The sequence below is a fragment of the Sphingobium sp. YR768 genome, assembly GCF_900111125.1.
In the GTDB taxonomy this organism is placed as follows: Bacteria; Pseudomonadota; Alphaproteobacteria; order Sphingomonadales; family Sphingomonadaceae; genus Sphingobium.
In genome coordinates this window covers 225,526-242,185 of record NZ_FOGE01000001.1, presented here as the reverse complement: position 1 = coordinate 242,185, position 16,660 = coordinate 225,526, and the positions used below count along the sequence as shown (strand labels likewise).

General features: G+C 65.4%; 17 protein-coding genes. 10 read left to right on the top strand and 7 right to left on the bottom strand.

Annotation, left to right across the window (positions count from 1 at the left end; genetic code table 11):
• Nucleotides 1-4 precede the first annotated feature (4 nt).
• Entirely contained in the window at nt 5-1,453 is a 1,449-nt protein-coding gene (locus BMX92_RS01170) for a sigma-54-dependent transcriptional regulator (protein WP_093010634.1), read from the bottom strand.
• Between the two features lie 168 nt (nt 1,454-1,621).
• Here BMX92_RS01170 and BMX92_RS01165 point away from each other — a divergent pair, with 168 nt between their 5' ends.
• From BMX92_RS01165 to BMX92_RS01150, 4 genes are read left to right on the top strand one after another with little or no spacing between them, the layout of a single operon-like run.
• Entirely contained in the window at nt 1,622-1,729 is a 108-nt protein-coding gene (locus BMX92_RS01165) for an aa3-type cytochrome c oxidase subunit IV (RefSeq protein ID WP_177184892.1), read from the top strand.
• Between the two features lie 25 nt (nt 1,730-1,754).
• Nucleotides 1,755-2,033: an NAD(P) transhydrogenase subunit alpha gene (locus BMX92_RS01160; RefSeq protein ID WP_143066696.1), complete on the top strand. Its 279-nt coding sequence runs from the start codon at nt 1,755-1,757 to the stop codon at nt 2,031-2,033.
• Nucleotides 2,030-2,695, top strand: coding sequence for an NAD(P)(+) transhydrogenase (Re/Si-specific) subunit beta (locus BMX92_RS01155; RefSeq protein WP_093010628.1), 666 nt, complete (start codon nt 2,030-2,032; stop codon nt 2,693-2,695). The genes BMX92_RS01160 and BMX92_RS01155 overlap by 4 nt, the downstream gene beginning before the upstream one ends.
• 47 nt (nt 2,696-2,742) lie before the next feature.
• Nucleotides 2,743-3,432, top strand: a complete 690-nt coding sequence (locus BMX92_RS01150) for an aspartate/glutamate racemase family protein (protein ID WP_093010626.1) — start codon at nt 2,743-2,745, stop codon at nt 3,430-3,432.
• 106 nt (nt 3,433-3,538) lie between these two features.
• On the opposite strand, the gene BMX92_RS01145 is transcribed toward BMX92_RS01150, so the two are convergent.
• The 4 genes from BMX92_RS01145 to BMX92_RS01130 all read right to left on the bottom strand — a co-directional run bounded on the left by BMX92_RS01145 (nt 3,539) and on the right by BMX92_RS01130 (nt 8,768).
• Nucleotides 3,539-4,279: a FadR/GntR family transcriptional regulator gene (locus BMX92_RS01145; protein WP_093010624.1), complete on the bottom strand. Its 741-nt coding sequence runs from the start codon at nt 4,277-4,279 to the stop codon at nt 3,539-3,541.
• A 19-nt stretch (nt 4,280-4,298) separates the two neighbouring features.
• Nucleotides 4,299-5,222 (bottom strand): Gfo/Idh/MocA family protein, encoded by a 924-nt coding sequence (locus BMX92_RS01140; protein ID WP_093010622.1) that lies wholly within the window; start codon nt 5,220-5,222, stop codon nt 4,299-4,301.
• Nucleotides 5,219-6,796 carry an aldehyde dehydrogenase (NADP(+)) gene (locus BMX92_RS01135; protein ID WP_093010620.1) on the bottom strand — a complete coding sequence of 526 codons (1,578 nt, stop codon included), beginning with the start codon at nt 6,794-6,796 and terminating at the stop codon, nt 5,219-5,221. Before BMX92_RS01135 ends, BMX92_RS01140 begins: the two co-directional genes overlap by 4 nt.
• Nucleotides 6,797-6,965: 169 nt before the next feature.
• Nucleotides 6,966-8,768, bottom strand: coding sequence for an IlvD/Edd family dehydratase (locus BMX92_RS01130; RefSeq protein ID WP_093010618.1), 1,803 nt, complete (start codon nt 8,766-8,768; stop codon nt 6,966-6,968).
• 138 nt (nt 8,769-8,906) lie between these two features.
• Here BMX92_RS01130 and BMX92_RS01125 point away from each other — a divergent pair, with 138 nt between their 5' ends.
• Nucleotides 8,907-9,812, top strand: coding sequence for a 2-dehydro-3-deoxygalactonokinase (locus BMX92_RS01125; RefSeq protein WP_093010616.1), 906 nt, complete (start codon nt 8,907-8,909; stop codon nt 9,810-9,812).
• The gene (locus BMX92_RS01120) at nt 9,809-10,441 is read left to right on the top strand and encodes a 2-dehydro-3-deoxy-6-phosphogalactonate aldolase (protein ID WP_093010614.1); all 633 of its coding nucleotides are present in this window, start codon (nt 9,809-9,811) and stop codon (nt 10,439-10,441) included. The genes BMX92_RS01125 and BMX92_RS01120 overlap by 4 nt, the downstream gene beginning before the upstream one ends.
• Nucleotides 10,442-10,453: 12 nt before the next feature.
• Here the strand turns inward: BMX92_RS01120 and BMX92_RS01115 are convergent, their stop codons facing one another.
• Nucleotides 10,454-12,487: a hybrid sensor histidine kinase/response regulator gene (locus BMX92_RS01115; protein WP_256213235.1), complete on the bottom strand. Its 2,034-nt coding sequence runs from the start codon at nt 12,485-12,487 to the stop codon at nt 10,454-10,456.
• Between the two features lie 137 nt (nt 12,488-12,624).
• On the opposite strand from BMX92_RS01115, the gene BMX92_RS01110 reads away from it, so the two are divergent.
• The 4 genes from BMX92_RS01110 to rpsI all read left to right on the top strand — a co-directional run bounded on the left by BMX92_RS01110 (nt 12,625) and on the right by rpsI (nt 15,607).
• Nucleotides 12,625-13,659, top strand: a complete 1,035-nt coding sequence (locus tag BMX92_RS01110) for a COX15/CtaA family protein (RefSeq protein ID WP_093010610.1) — start codon at nt 12,625-12,627, stop codon at nt 13,657-13,659.
• On the top strand, nt 13,656-14,438 hold the full coding sequence (locus BMX92_RS01105) for a hypothetical protein (RefSeq protein ID WP_093010608.1): 783 nt from the start codon (nt 13,656-13,658) through the stop codon (nt 14,436-14,438). Before BMX92_RS01110 ends, BMX92_RS01105 begins: the two co-directional genes overlap by 4 nt.
• Before the next feature lie 147 nt (nt 14,439-14,585).
• Nucleotides 14,586-15,065, top strand: coding sequence for a 50S ribosomal protein L13 (gene rplM, locus BMX92_RS01100; RefSeq protein WP_084438944.1), 480 nt, complete (start codon nt 14,586-14,588; stop codon nt 15,063-15,065).
• A complete protein-coding gene (gene rpsI, locus BMX92_RS01095) occupies nt 15,065-15,607 on the top strand; it encodes a 30S ribosomal protein S9 (protein ID WP_093010607.1) in 543 nt (180 codons plus the stop codon). Before rplM ends, rpsI begins: the two co-directional genes overlap by 1 nt.
• 94 nt (nt 15,608-15,701) lie before the next feature.
• Here the strand turns inward: rpsI and BMX92_RS01090 are convergent, their stop codons facing one another.
• Nucleotides 15,702-16,595 carry a diacylglycerol/lipid kinase family protein gene (locus tag BMX92_RS01090; protein ID WP_093010605.1) on the bottom strand — a complete coding sequence of 298 codons (894 nt, stop codon included), beginning with the start codon at nt 16,593-16,595 and terminating at the stop codon, nt 15,702-15,704.
• Nucleotides 16,596-16,660: the final 65 nt, after the last annotated feature.

Genomic DNA, 16,660 nt, shown 5'->3' with positions numbered 1-16,660 from the left:
CCGGTTAAGCTGCGCTGTCGATGCCCAGTTCGGCCAGCTTGCGATACAGGGTCGAACGGCCGATCCCCAGCCGCCGGGCGACCTCCGTCATCCGGCCGCGATAATGGCCGATGGCCAGGCGAATGACGTCCGCCTCGATCTCCGCCAGTTGCCGGACATGGCCGTCCCCTTCGAACAGGGTGATGCCCGCCCCGTCGCGATGTGGTTGGGAGGCAGCACGGGGGCGCAGCGGGTGGACGGTTTGCGAACCCTGCGCCTGAATTTGGGCCGCAATCTGCGGGAAATCCTGCGCGGTCAGGGCGTCGCCCTCGCACAGCACAGCGGCGCGGAACAGGGCGTTCTGCAACTGGCGGACATTGCCCGGCCAGCCATGCTGCATCAGCAGCGCCAGCGCATCATCGGTCAGGCCGAGCCCGCGCAGCCCCGGCTGGGTCGCGATGCGGGTGAGCAGATGGCGGCAGAGCGCGGGAATATCCCCCATCCGCTCGCGCAGCGGCGGCACGGTCAGTTGCACGACATTCAGCCGATAATAGAGATCCTCACGGAAGCGCCCCGCTTCGATCTCCTCGATCAGCCGCTTGTTGGTCGCGGCGATCACGCGGACATCGACATGCGCCGGCCGCCGTGCGCCGATCGGCTGCACTTCGCCATCCTGCAACACGCATAGCAGCTTCACCTGCGCGTCGAGCGGCATTTCGCTGACTTCGTCCAGGAAGATGGTGCCCATGTCGGCGCTGGCGAATTTGCCGACATGCCGTTCGAACGCCCCGGTAAAGGCGCCGCGTTCATGGCCGAACAATTCCGATTCGACCAGATTGGCGGGGATCGCGCCGCAATTGACCGTGACCATCGCCTGCTTGTGGCGGGGGGAGGCGGCATGGATGGCGCGGGCGATCACATCCTTGCCGACGCCGCTTTCCCCCTCGATCAGCACGGGCACACGGGCGCGCGCCGCCTTTGCCGCGATGGCCAGCGCCGCGCGAAACTGGGGCGCGGAACCGACGACATCCTCGAAGGAGAGGGGGGCAGTGATCTTTTCGGTCAGAGGCCGCAATTCGCCCGCGCTGGCGCCTTCGACCAAAGTGGCGTTGAGCGCGGCAAGCAGCCGTTCCGGCGCAATCGGCTTGGACAGATAATCGGTGGCGCCCGCCCGCATCGCTTCCACGGCGACGGCGACATTATTATGCGCCGTCAGGATCAGGATCGGCAATGCGGGGCGGCGCGCATGAATTTCGCGAATCAGGCCAGAGGGCTCATAGTCCGGGCTCCACTGGTCCAGCACGATCGCATCCAGTTGCATCCCGTCCTGCGTGCCGAGCGTGGCAATGGCGGTTTCGCCATCCGGCGCGAAGATCGTGCGCCATCCCGCGCGCGCGGCCAGCACCGACACCAGCCGCCTCTGGGCCGGCTCGTCGTCGATCAGCATCAGCATCGGTACGCCGTCGCGCGTCATTCAAACCCCTCATCTGCAACAGGGGACCGATGCTAGGGCGCGCGGGTAAAGGTGGGCTTAACCGACTGTCATTTTCTTGGCACGCGGGTTGAGGGGGGCGGGCCGAGTGGATATGAGAGGCAGGATAAGCACCGCAACAGGGGACAGGATATGGCGTCGGACGGGAATATGAAGGCTGCGGATCAGACCTATGCGAGCTTTGTCGGCTTCGTGAAATGGGGCACGATCGTCAGCGTCGCTCTGGCTGCGCTGGTGGTCCTGCTGATTTCCACCTGATCTGGATTTCATGGGCAGCGCGCCGATGACGGCTCCTCTCGCGTTGCTGCCTCTGTTCGTTGTCGCCTGCGCCGCTGGCTTCTTCGCCGCGCGGCGGGCGGTCGTCGATTTTCTGCCCACGTTGGGTACGGGAATGGCGTCCGTGCTTCTGGTCGGCGCCCTGATCGCCGCCGCCGAAACCGGCAGCGTGGCCGCGCGCTATCTGGCGTTGCTGGCTGTGGTCTGCGCCAGTATCGCGGGCATTTTGGCCTTTGGCGCGGGCGAGGGGTGGCAACCGGATCAGGCGGAGGATGACGCGCCATGACCGGGCCGGTCGCCGCTCTGCTGGGCATCCGGATCGATGGCGTCGATCCGTCGCCCTTCGTGGCAGGCGTCTATCTGCTGGCGGGCCTGCTCTTCCTTATCGCCATGCGTAGCCCGCAGCGGCGCGGCAATCGGCTGGCGCTGGCTGGTCTGGTGCTGGCCTGCGCCGCCGCCGTCTACAGCCATGATGTCGTCAACCTGCCGGAGATGGTCGGTGCGGTCATCATCGGCGGTGGCATCGGCTTGCTGCTGGTCCGTCGCGCCGCGCAGGCGGTCTTGCCGATCCTGATCGGCCTTGGTCTGGGCCTGCTGGGCGCGGCGGCGATGGCGCTGGCGGCGGCGATCCTGCGCAATCGCGGGCCATTCGATCTTGAGGGGGCTGCCGCGATCTGTGCGATCATCGGCGGCCTGATCGGCGCGGTCCAGCTCTTCGCGGCCTTGCTGGCGGGCTGGACGGGGCGGATCGGCGACGGGCTGGTGCGGCTATGGCTCATCGCCGGCGCGGGTGGGGCCGGGGCGATGCTGGGCCTTGCGATCGGCAACAGCGCCATGGTGATGGGCGGTGCGCTCGCCGCCTCGGGCAGCCTGACGCTGGGCTGGCGCGTGAGGAAGATGGGACCGGCGGCATCTGGGGGCTTGCCCCGCGCGCCGGGCCTGCCCTAACCCTTGGGCGATAGCGGCCAGTTCCGGCCGCGCCCCCTGGAGAAGCAATGCGCAAACTCGGCCTTATCGGTGGTCTCAGTTGGACGTCCACCGCCCGCTATTATGAGATCATCAACAAGGCGGTGCATCGCGCGCTGGGCGGCCAGCATAGCGCCCCCCTGCTGATCGACAGCCTGGATTTCGCCGAAGTCGCCCGCTGCGCCACGCAGCAGGATTGGGATTGCGCCGCCGGGCAACTCATCGCTTCCGCTCGCCGGCTGGAGCAGGGCGGGGCCGGCAGCATCCTGATCTGCGCCAATTCCATGCATCGCGTCTATGATCAGGTGCAGGCAGAGGTCGGCATTCCCATCATCCACATCGCCGAAGTGGTGGGTGACAGGATGCAGGCCGACGGGATCGAGAAGGCCGCGCTGATCGGCACCCGCAATGTCATGACCGAAAAATTCTACCGCCAGCGTCTGGTCGCCCATGGCGTATCGCTGTTGCCCGCCGACATGGAACTGGCCGACCGGATCGACCGCATCGTCTATGACGAACTGACCCTGGGCAAGGTCAGCAAGGAATCCGAACGCTATATGAAATCGGAACTGACCGACATCGCCAAGGAAGATGTGCAGGCCGTGGTGCTGGCCTGCACCGAACTGGAGATGATCGTCGATGTGAAGGCCAATGTGCTGCCGATCCACGACTGCACCGGCATACATGCGAAGGCAGGCGTGGACTTTATCTTGGGCTGATGCCGGAACGTGCTCCTGCGAAAGCAGGAGCCCAGTTCGGAACGCGGGGATTATCGCAAGCGCGGGCCTGGGTTCCTGCCTTCGCAGGAACACGGCGTTCCCCGGATCAACCCGGCTCGGTAATGGCGATATCCATGTCCGCCAGCGCCAGCCGCAGCAGTTCGGCCATGGTCGCGCGCGCCGCCGCCGTGTCGCGGGCGGCGATCGCCTGATAGACGGCGCGATGGTCGGGCAGGGGATCGCGCGGCATCAGCTTCTTGCGATGCTTGAACTTGGTGGTCCAACTCACTGCTGCACCGACCGAACTGGCGAGAGCGGACAAGGCATCATTGCGGGTGGCGGCCAATATCGCATGATGGAAACGCTGGTCGGCGGCGCGGCCTTCGGGCGTCGACAGGCCATAACGGCCCATCTCCTCCAGCGCGGCATCCATGGTCGCCAATTGTTCATCGGTGCGCCGGCGCGCAGCAAACTCGGCCGCCGCCGGCTCGATCACACCGCGCAGTTCGAACAGATCGCGAATGAAATCCGGGTCCGGCTCGCCCGCAAACATCCAGGCGAGCATTTCGGGGTCCAGAACATTCCAGCGGTTGCGCGGCAGGACTCGGGTGCCCGCCTTGGGGCGGCTTTCTACCATCCCCCGCGCGATCAGAATGCGGACCGCTTCGCGATAGGCGGTGCGTGACACGCCCAGCCGCTCGGACGCCTCGATCTCGCCCTCGAACAGGTCGCCGGGCTTATACTTGCCCGTCAATATGGCGGTGCCCAGATCGCGGGCGATCGCCTGATGGATGCGGAGCGCGCCCTCGTCCGATCCGAACGGTCCTTCCTTGCGCGCGCTCCCCATGCCTCTTCTTCCTTTGATATCAGTCCTCAAATGCAGCCGTAGGGCAATGCCGTCCGCAAAGGAAGGCATCGGCCACCAGACGCAGCGGCGCGGTGTCGGCGTCGATCGCCTTGTCCGCCACCAGCCCGACGAAACGCCGGTACATGGTCGGATATTCCTCGTCCGGCGCCTTCATCTGCACTTCACCGTCCAGACGCAGCGTATTGCCGCCCTCCGACAGGAGCAGGCTGCCCTTGTCGGTGTCGACCGCAATGTCCCAGGTCTGGGGGCCGGTCTGGCGCCAGTCGAACACGGTGTCGATCGCCGCGCCCGACGTCGTCGCCAGCTCAAGCGTCGCGCCGATCGGCGCCTGCTTGTTCGACGGCACTTCCAGCGAAGCCGACAGCACCGTGATCGGTTCGCCGACAATCTCGGTCAGGATCGACAGGGCGTTGATGCCCGGATCGAACACGCCGAAACCGCCCGCTTCCCATATCCAGGGCTGACCCGGATGCCAGTGGCGCACATCTTCGCGCCACTGGATATCGATCCGCTCGACTTTGCGCTCTGCGATCCAGGCCTTGGCCTGCGCCACGGCGGCGGCGTAGCGGCTGTGCCAGCTGGCATAGAGCGTCACGCCCTGCGCCCTGGCCAGCGCGGTCAACGCCTCCACTTCGGACACGGTCGCGCCCGGCGGCTTTTCCAGGAACACATGCTTGCCCGCCAGCAGCGCCTGCCGGGCCGCATGATAGCGGACCTGCGGCGGCTGGCAGAGGATGACGGCATCCAGATCGGGTTCGCCCGCCAGCATCGCGCCGAGGTCGGGGTAATTATTTACCCCTTCGCCCTGCGCGTTGCGGCTGGCGACGGCGACCAGCTCGATGCCATCGATCTTCTCGATCGCGGGCAGGTGCTGGTCGCGCGCGATCTTGCCGAGTCCGACGAGACCTGCCCGGATCATCAGGCGGCCACTTCCAGCTTGCCTTCCATGCGGCGCGTCAGGCCCCAGGGATTGGCGTCCTGAAGCGCGGGCGGCAGCACGGCATCAACCACGTCCTGATAGCAGACCGGACGCAGGAAGCGCATCATGGCCAGCGTGCCGACCGAGGTGGTGCGGCCGTCCGAGGTGGACGGGAAGGGACCGCCATGGACCATGGCATGGGTCACTTCGACGCCGGTCGGCCAGCCATTGGCGAGCACGCGGCCGACCTTGCGGGACAGGGTCGGCAGCAGCTTGGCGGCATTGTCGGTGTCGCTTGCGTCCATCTGGAGCGTGGCGGTCAGCTGACCTTCCATCTGGGCGATGGTGGCGATCACTTCCTCGATCGTGGCGCACTTCACCAGGATCGACGAGGAACCGAACACCTCATGCGACAGCGCCGGGTTGGTGCGGAACTGCTCGCCGCTGGTAGCGAACAGGGCGGACTGCGCCAGGTTCACGCCTTCGGCTTCCGCGCCGCGCGCGACGGTGGTGACGCCTTCCGCGCCGGCCAGCGCCTCGACGCCCTTTTCATAGGCGGCGTGGATGCCCGGCGTCAGCATGACATGGGGCTGATTGGCCGACAGGGCCGTCGCTGCCGAAGCGACGAAGCGGTCGAGATCGGGGCTGTCGAGCGCGATCACCATGCCGGGGTTGGTGCAGAACTGGCCGGCGAACAGGCTCAGCGAACCGACAAAGGCGGTGCCCAGCGCTTCGGCGCGGGCCGCGAGAGCGCCCGGCAGCAGCACGACCGGGTTGATCGACGACATTTCCGAATAGACCGGGATCGGCTCTTCGCGGTTGGCGGCGATCTTCATCAGCGCAATGCCGCCGCCGCGCGAACCGGTGAAGCCGACCGCCTTGATGCGCGGATCGGCGACCAGCGCGCCGCCCAGATCATTGGTGGTGCCGGGCAGGTAGGAAAAGACGCCTTCATGCAGGCCGCTGGCCTTGACTGCGGCGGCGATGGCGCGGGCAACCAGTTCGCCGGTGCCGGGGTGAGCCGGGTGGCCCTTCACGACGACCGGGCTGCCGGCGGCGAAGGCCGATGCGGTGTCACCACCCGCAACCGAGAAGGCGAGCGGGAAGTTGGACGCGCCGAACACGGCGACCGGGCCGACCGACTGGTTGACGCGGCGCAGGTCGCTGCGGGGCAGGGGCGCGCGTTCCGGCAGCGCCTTGTCGATGGTGACGTCCAGCCAGTCGCCCTGACGGACATAGGAGGCGAACAGGCGCAACTGGCCAACGGTGCGGCCCCGTTCGCCTTCCAGACGGCCACGGGGCAGGCCGGTTTCGCTCATGGCGGTGGTGATCAGCAGGTCGCCGATGGCGACGATCTGATCGGCAACCGCTTCCAGGAAAGCCGCGCGGGTTTCAGGCGACAGGGTCGAAAAGCTCTCGAACGCGCTGTCGGCCAGCGCGCAGGCATCGGCGACATCGGCAGTCGATGCGTTGTGGAAGGCGACGTCGCCCTTGGCGCCGGTCGAAGGATCGACCGCGAAGAAAGGCTCACCGCCGGTGCGCTCGGCGGCACCGACCAGAATGGCTCCGTTAAACATGGATATCTCCCGAAATGTCGTGGAAAGGTTTGAAAATCTTGCCGGAACGGCGCGTGCGTCAGATGGGGGTGGCAGGATATGATTTCGAGCATGGCTGCACGGAAATTATGTCCTGTTGCCCCTTTCTGATGACGCGCCGTTGACGGTTGAGTGCCGGATTAGTGCCCGATCAATGGTTGTCGCGCGGCAGGCCCATGGTCTGGGCGATGCGCTGATATTTCTCCGCGCCTTCCAGGATCGCGCCGGTGTTCATCTGGCCGACCACCGAACGCTGGATTTCCTGCCAGGGGGTCTGCGAAGCCGGATATTTGAATCCGCCCTCGGCGACCAGCTTGGCGCGACGTGCTTCCAGTTCCTCGTCGGAAATCAGGACGTTCACGACGCCCTTCTTCAGGTCCATGCGGACCCGGTCGCCGGTTTCCAGCAGAGCGAGGCCCCCCATCGCCGCCGCTTCGGGTGAAGCGTTCAGGATCGACGGGCTGCCCGACGTGCCCGACTGGCGACCGTCGCCGATGCAGGGCAGGGCCGACACGCCTTCGGTGATCAGATAGGCCGGGGGACGCATGTTCACGACTTCCGCCGCGCCCGGATAGCCGATCGGGCCAGCGCCGCGCATGAACATCAGCGTGTCGGCGGTGATGCCGACCGACGGATCGTCAATGCGGTGGTGATAGTCTTCGGGGCCATCGAACACGACTGCCGGGCCTTCAAAGGCTTCGGGATCCTCGGGGTTCGACAGATAGCGCATGCGGAATTCTTCGCTGATGACGCTGGTCTTCATGACCGCTTCGTCGAACAGGTTGCCGGTCAGCACCAGGAAGCCGGCTTCGTCCTTCAGCGGCTGGTTGAACGGACGGATGACCTTTTCGTCCTCGATCTCCACGCCCTTGCAATTTTCGCCCATGGTCTTGCCATTGACGGTCATTGCGCCTTCCTTGATCAGGCCCTGGTCGATCAGCTGGCTGATCACGGCGGGCAGGCCGCCGGCGCGGTAATAATCCTCGCCCAGATATTCGCCGGCCGGCTGCATGTTGACCAGCAGAGGCACCTTGTGGCCGACCGTTTCCCAATCCTTGAGCGGCAGGTCCACGCCCATGTGGCGGGCGATCGCGGCCAGATGGATCGGCGCGTTGGTGGAGCCGCCGATCGCCGAGTTGGCGACGATGGCGTTGTGGAATGCGTCGAGCGTCATGATGTCGGAGGGCTTGAGATCCTCATGCACCATTTCGACGATGCGCTTGCCCGTGCGCCAGGCCGCTTCCTGACGGTCGCGATAGGGGGCCGGGATCGCCGCGCTGCCGGGCAGCATCATGCCCAGCGCTTCGGCGAGCGCGTTCATGGTGCTGGCGGTGCCCATGGTGTTGCAGAAACCGGTCGAGGGCGCGGAAGACGCCACCAGCTTGATGAATCCTTCATCGTCGATCTTGCCGGCGGCCAGCAACTGCCGGCCATGCCATACGATGGTGCCCGAACCGGTGCGCTCGCCCTTGTGCCAGCCGTTCAGCATCGGGCCGACCGACAAGGCGATCGCCGGGATGTTGACGGTGGCGGCGGCCATCAGCAGCGCCGGGGTGGTCTTGTCGCAGCCGCTGGTCAGGATCACGCCGTCGAGCGGGTAGCCGTACATGGCTTCGACCAGGCCCAGATAGGCCAGGTTGCGGTCCAGACCGGCGGTCGGGCGCTTGCCGGTTTCCTGAATCGGATGGACCGGGAATTCCAGCGCGATGCCGCCCATTTCGCGAATGCCCTCGCGCATGCGTTCGGCCAGCACCAGATGATGGCGATTGCAGGGCGACAGGTCGCTGCCGGTCTGGGCGATGCCGATAATCGGCTTGCCGCTGCGCAATTCCTCAAGAGACAGGCCGAAGTTCAGATAACGCTCCAGATAGAGCGAGGTCATGTCGATATTCTCTGGATTATCGAACCAGGCGCGGCTGCGCAGCTTGGGGGCAGTCTTTGGCGAATCGCTCATCGGGGCATCCTGACGCAAAAATAGGGCATGGCGCGTTGACGCGCTCACCGTCCTGATATACTCATACAAATAGAATTTCAAGAACCCGAAGTGGGGAAATGTGAGCGCTACCATAAATTTTCTTCGGAGAGGTGCCCGATGACCGATTATGCCGTGATCGGTGATTGGGGGACAAGTCGGCTGCGGTTGTTCCGGGTGGAAAATGGGGTGATCGTCGCCCGTCGCGACGGGCCGGGAATCGGCGCGGTCGGGCGGGCGGCGGAGGCCGCCTTTGCCGACACGATCGCGCCCTGGCTGGCGGACGGAACGCCCGAATCCATCACTCTGTGCGGCATGGTCGGCGCGCGCGATGGCTGGGTGGAGGCGCCCTATGCCGATTGTCCGGCCGATGCCGCGACATGGCGGCAGGCGGCGGTCCGCTTCGACTGGCGCGGCGCGCCGCTGGCGATCATGGCCGGTTTGGCTTGCGAAGGCGCGGACGGCATCCCCGATGTGATGCGGGGCGAGGAAACGCAGATTTTCGGCGCCTGTCTGCGCGATCCTGCGCTGGCGCAGGGGCGGCATCTGATCGTGCTGCCCGGCACCCATAATAAATGGTCGCTGGTCGAGGATGGTCGTGTCGTCGCTTTCCGCACGATACCGACTGGCGAGATGTTCGCGCTGCTGCGCGACCAGTCGACCCTTGGGCCGAAGGTCGAGGTGGCGGATACTGCGGAAGAGGCCGCCGGCTTTGCCGAGGGGCTGGAAAAGGCGGGCGTCGGCAAGCTGTTACAGTCGCTGTTCGCGGCGCGCGCGATGCGGCTGCGTGCCGGGCGTTCTGCCGACTGGGCGCTAGGCTATTTGTCCGGCTTGCTGATCGGGTGCGAAGTCGCTGAAGTGCGCGCCAGCCTGGGCGAGGATGTCGACGTGCTGCTGATCGGCGACAAGCGGCTTTCTGCCCGCTATGCGCAGGCGCTGGAGGCGCAGGGTGTCGGCTCTGCGGCGATCGATGGCGATGCCTGCGCGCTCGCCGGGCTTGGATATTTGGGAGAAGTGACGGCATGACCCTGGACGAATTGCTGGCCGATGGCGCACCGCCGGTCTGCGCCATCCTGCGCGGCATCAAGCCGGAAGAAGCGCTGGACGTCAGCGCTGCGCTGGTCGAAGCGGGCATCCGTATCCTCGAAGTGCCGTTCAATTCGCCTGAGCCGCTCAAGAGCATTGCCGCCATGCAAGCTGCTTTTGGCGACGTCGCCCTGATCGGCGGCGGCACGGTGCTGAGCGTCGAGGCGGTGGAGCAGCTGCATCAGGCGGGCGGCCGGATCATGGTGACGCCCAACACCAACCCCGACGTCATCCGGCGCGGCGCGGAACTGGGGCTGGAATTGCTGCCCGGATTTATGACTCCCAGCGAAGCCTTCGCTGCGATCGGCGCAGGCGCGAAGCGGATCAAATTGTTCCCCGCCGCACGGCTTGGCGCGGCCTATGTGAAGGCGGTCAAGGATGTACTGCCCAAACATGTCGGCGTCTGGGCTGTGGGCGGCACGGGCGCGGACACGATCGGCGAATGGCTGGCCGGTGGCTGTGAGGGCATTGGCGTGGGCGGCGCGCTCTACAAGCCGGGGGATGACGCGGCGATCGTGGGCCAGCGCGGCCGCGATCTGGTCGCCGCGTGGAAGGCGACCAGAGGCTGAAGCCTTACGCCGTCAGCTGGCTCGTTGCGCGACATCTTCGGGCCGGTCCAGCACTTCGCGGACCTTGGCGGCCAAATCGCTGTAGCTGAAGGGTTTGGGCAACAGGTCGATGCCTGCGTCCAAGCGGCCATGATGGACAATCGCGTCGCGCGCATAGCCAGTGGTGAACAGCGTCCGCAATCCCGGCTGGTGGAGCGCGGCCGCGTGAGCAAGATCGGCCCCGGTCATGCCGCCGGGGAGGACGACATCGGTGAAGAGAAGATCGACCGGCTCCTCCGTCGCTTCCAGCGCGGCTAAAGCCGCAGCGCCGTCGATGGCCGGGATCACCCGATAGCCCAGTTCCCGCAGCACCTCGACCGAGTAGGCGCGGACATTGTCGTCATCCTCGCACAGCAGGATGGTTTCGTGCCCGCCGACGGCTGTGCTGGCACGGTCGGGCGCTTCATCTTCATTCGCCGCGACATAGCCATGATGGCGGGGCAGATAGAGCAACACGCGCGTCCCCTGGCCGGGCGCGGACTGAACCCGGACATGGCCGCCAGACTGTTTGATGAAGCCATAGACCATGGAAAGGCCAAGCCCGGTGCCACGGCCGACCTCCTTGGTGGTGAAGAAGGGCTCGATCGCATGCGCCAGCGTATCGGCGTCCATGCCCTCGCCCGTATCGGTGACCGTGATCGCAACATATTGACCCGGCCCGATGTCGGGGTCGTCCGCTCCGATCGCGACATTGTCGACGGCGATGGTCAGGCGTCCGCCATCCGGCATGGCGTCGCGGGCATTGACCGCCAGATTGAGCAACGCATTTTCCATCTGGTTGACATCGACCTCGATCGACCAGCAGTCGGGCGCTGCGATGGTTTCGACGGCAATGGTTTCCCCCAATGTCCGGAACAGCAGATCGGACATGGCGCCCATCAGGCGGGCAGGATCGATCGGGCGGGGATCAAGCGGTTGTCGGCGGGAAAAGGCCAGGAGTCTCTGAGTCAGGATTGCGGCGCGTTCGGCTCCTGCCATGGCCCGGTCCGCCATGCGCCGCAGCCGATCGTCGCTTTCCGGCAGGGCGCGCTGGAGCAGGTCCAGATTGCCGGTCACGATCTGGAGCAGATTGTTGAAATCATGCGCGACTCCGCCGGTGAGCTGGCCCAGCGTCTCCATCTTCTGCGCCTGGCGCAGCGCCGATTCTGCGTCCGCCAGCGCGAGGGCATGGGCGCGATGTTCGGTCACGTCGCGAGCGACGCAGTAGATCAGGTCGCCTTCGGGAACCGCGGTCCAACTGAACGTTCGATAGCTGCCGTCCTTCGCCCGAAACCGGTTGTCGAAACGCAGCACTGGCTGGCCATGGGCCAGATCATCGATCCGCTCGCGGGTGGCCGACACATCGTCGGGATGCTCCATCCATTGCGACGTGTGGCCGATCAATTCCTCTTCGCTCCAGCCCAATATGTCCGTCCAGGCCGGACTGGCGGCGATCCAGACGCCTGCCGTGTCGGCGATCAGGAACGGATCGTGGGCCAGCGCCCATAGCCGGTTGCGGTCGGCCAGCATGGCCCGCTCGGCCAATACGCGCTTGGTCGTCTCACTGACGATGCACAGCACGCCACCGATCGATCCGTCGGCTTCGAACACAGGTGAATAGCTGATGTCGAAATAGACGTCCTCGCCGCGTCCGCCATCCCGTTCGATATAGAATTGCCGATCCTTGGCATGGAATGTCTCGCCCGTTTCCTGAACGGATTGCAGCAACGGGCCAAGATCGTCCCATAATTCGGCCCAGCCCTCCCGACCTGCCCGCCCCAGAACGTGGGGATGCTTGTCGCCGATCGTGGGGGCATAGGCTTCATTATAAAGAGCGCAGAAGTCCGGGCCCCAGAACAACACGATTTCAGCCTTGGACGACAGCATCATGCGCACGGTCGATATCAGCGCAGGCGACCATTGATTGACCGGGCCGAGCGGCGATGGCGCATCGATCGCGGCGGTCAGGGCGCCCAGTGGCCCCTGCGCGGCGATCATCGCGGCTGTGCCTGTTGGCGCACTGGTCATCGACATATCCTGCTTCATACCCTGTCAGTCAGATACGCATCGGCTGATCTTTGTATCCCCGGCTAACCTTTCCTTGGACCCTTTGTCCATGTCCGATGGCTTGAAAAGGACAGGGCTTGGGCGCATGGACCGGGGCCATGAGTTCGACCGCATTTTCCCGCTCCGCGCGGCCTGCCGCCATTGCCCGCTGGCTGCTGATCGTGGCTTTTCTGGTCTTTTGCATGGTAGTGGTGGGGGGCATCACCCGGTTGACCGAATCCGGTCTGTCGATCACGCAGTGGAAGCCGATTACGGGCGCCATCCCGCCGCTGACGCACGATCAATGGATGGAGGCGTTTCGCCTCTATCAGCGGATTCCGGAATATCAGCAGTTGCGGCAGGGCATGACCCTGTCGGATTTCCAGTTCATCTTCTTCTGGGAATGGATGCACCGGCTGCTGGGGCGGCTGATCGGCGTGGCTTTCGCGCTGCCGCTGATCTGGTTCGCGTGGAAGCGCGCCATTCCGGCGGGCTATGGTCCGCGACTGGTTGCATTGCTGGCGCTGGGCGGGTTGCAGGGGGCGATTGGCTGGTGGATGGTCAAGTCCGGCCTGTCGGTGCGGACCGATGTCAGCCATTACCGACTGGCGGTGCATCTGCTGACCGCGCTGTTCATCATCGGCGGGCTGATCTGGACCGCGCTCGACCTGCTCGCGCTGGCGCGCTCTTCACGCGCGAAACCCGCAACGCTGCGCCCCTTCGCGCTGGTCGTGCTGCTGGTGCTGATGGTGCAACTGATGCTGGGCGCCTTCACCGCCGGGCTGGATGCGGGCTATGTTTCCAGCACCTGGCCGCTGATGAACGATCATTTCGTGCCGGAGGGGATTAGCTGGATGGGATCGCTCTGGGCGACCATCTCGTCCGATCCCTATCTCGTCCACTTCCTGCATCGCTGGTGGGCCTGGGTCGCTGCGGTCGCCCTGTTCATACTGGCGCGCCGGGCGAAGCGGGCCGGGCAGCGCGGCGCATCGATCGCGATCCAGGCAGCACTGGGCGCACAGATATTGCTGGGCATCGCCACCGTCATCAGCGGTATCGCCCTGCCGCTCGCCGTGCTGCATCAGGCGGTGGGGGCGCTGGTCGTGGCCGCTACCGCATGGGGCGCCCATGCCATTGGCGGTCGCCGGTCATGAAAATGCTGTTCGCCCTTGCATCGTTCGCCCTTACCGCGCCCGCAACGGCCGGGACTGTCGCGGTCCCCTTTGCGCCGCCGGTCGACCATGCGCTGGTCTATCGGATAGAACAGCATCGGCCGATCGCGGGCAAGGTCAGCGCCTTTACCGCCACGCGCGACCTGCGCTTCGAGCGGACGGGGGAGGGCTATAGCGTCACCGCCACCTTGCGCGCGATCGACACCGATGCGGCGACCGCCGGGGCCGTGCCCTATCGCGCCGCGCTGGAACCGCTGATCGGCGTCGCGATGCGCTTCCGGCTGAATGCGGCGGGCAAGATCGTCGCCGTCGATGATCTGGATGCGGTCTGGGCGAAGGTGCAGGCCGGTGTCGACGCCATGCTGGCCGCCGGGAACAGCGACCGGCAGCGCGCGGCGAAAAATGTGCAGGCGCTGTTCGCCAGCCTCTCTCCGGAAGGACGGCTGGCGCTGCTGGCGGGCGAGTTGCAGCCGCTCTTCCTGTTCGCCGCGAGCGATGTCGAGGATGGCGCGGGCCGGGGCGTCCGCACCGTCGCGGGATCGCCGCTGGTCCGCCCGGTGCCGGTGGAGGGCATGCTGACGGTTGCCAAGCAGGACGGCAATGGGCTGGTTCTGGAGGAAAAGCTGGCGGGCGAGGGAGTGCAGGTGGCCATCCGCTATCATCTCTCGCGCACCACCGGCCTTGTCGAAAATCAGGAGCGCAGCCTGATCGCGGGCGGCCAGCCATTGGTCGAAAGCCGGAGCCTGACTCCGGCCAAATGAGGCGCTCATCAAGCATGGTATTATTTTACCCGTCGTGAAACGCGCCGAATCTCTTGACTTCGCGGGGTGCAGTCGTCATTAGCGCCCCACTTCCGGACGTCGGCAACGGCGTCCGGTTTCATTTTTTCATTCTGGAGTATTGGCACCATGAAGGCGCTGATGAAGACCACCAAGCCGGCAACCCCGGCAACGGTCGAAAAGAAGTGGATCCTGATCGACGCCGAAGGCCTCGTCGTGGGTCGCCTCGCTTCGACTGTCGCGAATATCCTGCGCGGCAAGCACAAGACCAGCTTCACGCCCCACGTCGATTGCGGTGACAATGTCATCATCATCAACGCCGGCAAGGTGAAGTTTACCGGTCGCAAACTGACCGACAAGGTGTACTACAAGCACACCGGTTATGCCGGTGGCATCAAGGAAACCACCCCCCAGAAGATTCTGGAAGGCCGTTTCCCCGAGCGTGTCCTGGAAAAGGCCGTCGAGCGTATGATCCCCCGTGGTCCGCTGGGCCGTCAGCAGATGCGCAACCTGCGCATTTTCGCCGGCGCCGAGCACGCCCATGAAGCCCAGAACCCCGAAGTGCTCGACTTCGCGTCGCGCAACCGCAAGAACAAGGTGGGTGCATAATGACCGATAACCGCCAGTCTCTGTCCGACCTCGCGGCGATCGCCGCTGAAGCCGCTGCCGCTCCGGTTGCCGCTGCTCCGGTTTCGGATGCCGTCGACGCGCCCGTCGCCCCGGTTCAGCCCTCGGCGCCGCTGCGCGCCCAGGAAATCGACGGTCTCGGCCGTGCCTATGCCACCGGCCGCCGCAAGGACGCCGTGGCCCGCGTGTGGGTGAAGCCCGGCACCGGCAAGATCACGGTCAACGGCCGCGATCAGGAAATCTACTTTGCCCGTCCGACCCTGCGTCTGGTGATCAACCAGCCGTTCGGCGTGACCGAGCGTGAAGGTCAGTATGACGTGATCGCTACCGTCAAGGGTGGTGGTCTGTCGGGTCAGGCCGGCGCCGTGAAGCATGGCATCGCCCAGGCGCTGACCAAGTATGAGCCTGCCCTGCGCAGCGCGGTCAAGGCCGAAGGCTTCCTGACCCGCGACAGCCGCGTTGTCGAACGTAAGAAGTACGGCAAGGCGAAGGCGCGCAAGAGCTTCCAGTTCTCGAAGCGCTAAGTTTCTTCGGAACATCGAAAACAGAGAAGGGGCCGTTTTCCGGTCCCTTTTTTGTTGTGCCGATCCTTTAAGCCCCTCCCCTGAAGGGAGGGGCTTAAGTGGCGGGCACGGCCACTTCGATCGCGCCCGCTGCGATTTTTACCGTTACCGGCGTTTTCGCCAGCACTTCGCCGTCGATGGAGATGCGCTGGCGGGGCTTGGTTTCGATGCGGAAGGATTTGCCGTGAAATTCCTCCGTATGGGCGTCGCGGTCGCGCAGTTTGAAGAATTTGGCGTACCAGTCCCAGGCAAGGCGCGGCTTGCTGCGGCCGACGACTGCCTGCACCACGATTTCACCGGTATCGACCGCAGCATTGTCGGATAGCTCCACCCCGCCATGATAGGGGCCGTTGAGGATGCGGACCTCCGTCGACCACATCCGCCGGGCATTCTGGCCGTCATCGATCGTCAGGCGGAAGGCGCGGAAGCCGACCGAGCATTTGACCGCCCAGAGCAGATAGCCGATCCGCCCCAGATAGCGCTTCAGCTTGTGCGGCACGGTACGGCCGATCATGGGCGACAGGCCCAGGGACGCGGCGTTGACGAAATAATCCTGGTCGATCATGCCCAGATCGACGCGGCGGCGTTGGCCGGTGGCGATGGCCTTCACCGCGCCGTCCAGATCGAGCGGCAGGCCGAGCGTGCGGGCGAAGCTGTTCGCGGTGCCGAGCGGCAGCACGCCAAAGACGATATCCTTGCCGACCAGTTCGTCCACCGTGCCGGACATGGAGCCATCGCCCCCGCCGACGATGACCATGGGCGCGCCGCTGTCCACGGCGGCGCGGACGGTGGCGGCCATCTTCTCCGGCTCTTCCACCGCATGCGCCTCGATCAGGCGGACGCCGGCGGCCTCCAGCCCGTCCCTTGCCTGCGCGAACAGATCCTGCCCGCGACGGCTATGGGCGTTGACGACGAGGATGGCTTCCTTGGGCAGCGGTTTCGTTTCCATGCCGCAATAACTCCGCGAAAGGGATTCGGGTCCGGGGGAAACCATATCGCGTGGATTCGTTACCT

What these genes read in the sequence shown, in the direction of transcription:
- BMX92_RS01170 (WP_093010634.1), bottom strand. Translation starts at nt 1,453, where the DNA reads ATGACGCGCGACGGCGTACCGATGCTGATGCTGATCGACGACGAGCCG.
- BMX92_RS01165 (WP_177184892.1), top strand. Translation starts at nt 1,622, where the DNA reads ATGAAGGCTGCGGATCAGACCTATGCGAGCTTTGTCGGCTTCGTGAAA.
- BMX92_RS01160 (WP_143066696.1), top strand. Translation starts at nt 1,755, where the DNA reads ATGACGGCTCCTCTCGCGTTGCTGCCTCTGTTCGTTGTCGCCTGCGCC.
- BMX92_RS01155 (WP_093010628.1), top strand. Translation starts at nt 2,030, where the DNA reads ATGACCGGGCCGGTCGCCGCTCTGCTGGGCATCCGGATCGATGGCGTC.
- BMX92_RS01150 (WP_093010626.1), top strand. Translation starts at nt 2,743, where the DNA reads ATGCGCAAACTCGGCCTTATCGGTGGTCTCAGTTGGACGTCCACCGCC.
- BMX92_RS01145 (WP_093010624.1), bottom strand. Translation starts at nt 4,279, where the DNA reads ATGGGGAGCGCGCGCAAGGAAGGACCGTTCGGATCGGACGAGGGCGCG.
- BMX92_RS01135 (WP_093010620.1), bottom strand. Translation starts at nt 6,796, where the DNA reads ATGTTTAACGGAGCCATTCTGGTCGGTGCCGCCGAGCGCACCGGCGGT.
- BMX92_RS01130 (WP_093010618.1), bottom strand. Translation starts at nt 8,768, where the DNA reads ATGAGCGATTCGCCAAAGACTGCCCCCAAGCTGCGCAGCCGCGCCTGG.
- BMX92_RS01125 (WP_093010616.1), top strand. Translation starts at nt 8,907, where the DNA reads ATGACCGATTATGCCGTGATCGGTGATTGGGGGACAAGTCGGCTGCGG.
- BMX92_RS01120 (WP_093010614.1), top strand. Translation starts at nt 9,809, where the DNA reads ATGACCCTGGACGAATTGCTGGCCGATGGCGCACCGCCGGTCTGCGCC.
- BMX92_RS01115 (WP_256213235.1), bottom strand. Translation starts at nt 12,487, where the DNA reads ATGACCAGTGCGCCAACAGGCACAGCCGCGATGATCGCCGCGCAGGGG.
- BMX92_RS01110 (WP_093010610.1), top strand. Translation starts at nt 12,625, where the DNA reads ATGAGTTCGACCGCATTTTCCCGCTCCGCGCGGCCTGCCGCCATTGCC.
- BMX92_RS01105 (WP_093010608.1), top strand. Translation starts at nt 13,656, where the DNA reads ATGAAAATGCTGTTCGCCCTTGCATCGTTCGCCCTTACCGCGCCCGCA.
- rplM (WP_084438944.1), top strand. Translation starts at nt 14,586, where the DNA reads ATGAAGGCGCTGATGAAGACCACCAAGCCGGCAACCCCGGCAACGGTC.
- rpsI (WP_093010607.1), top strand. Translation starts at nt 15,065, where the DNA reads ATGACCGATAACCGCCAGTCTCTGTCCGACCTCGCGGCGATCGCCGCT.
- BMX92_RS01090 (WP_093010605.1), bottom strand. Translation starts at nt 16,595, where the DNA reads ATGGAAACGAAACCGCTGCCCAAGGAAGCCATCCTCGTCGTCAACGCC.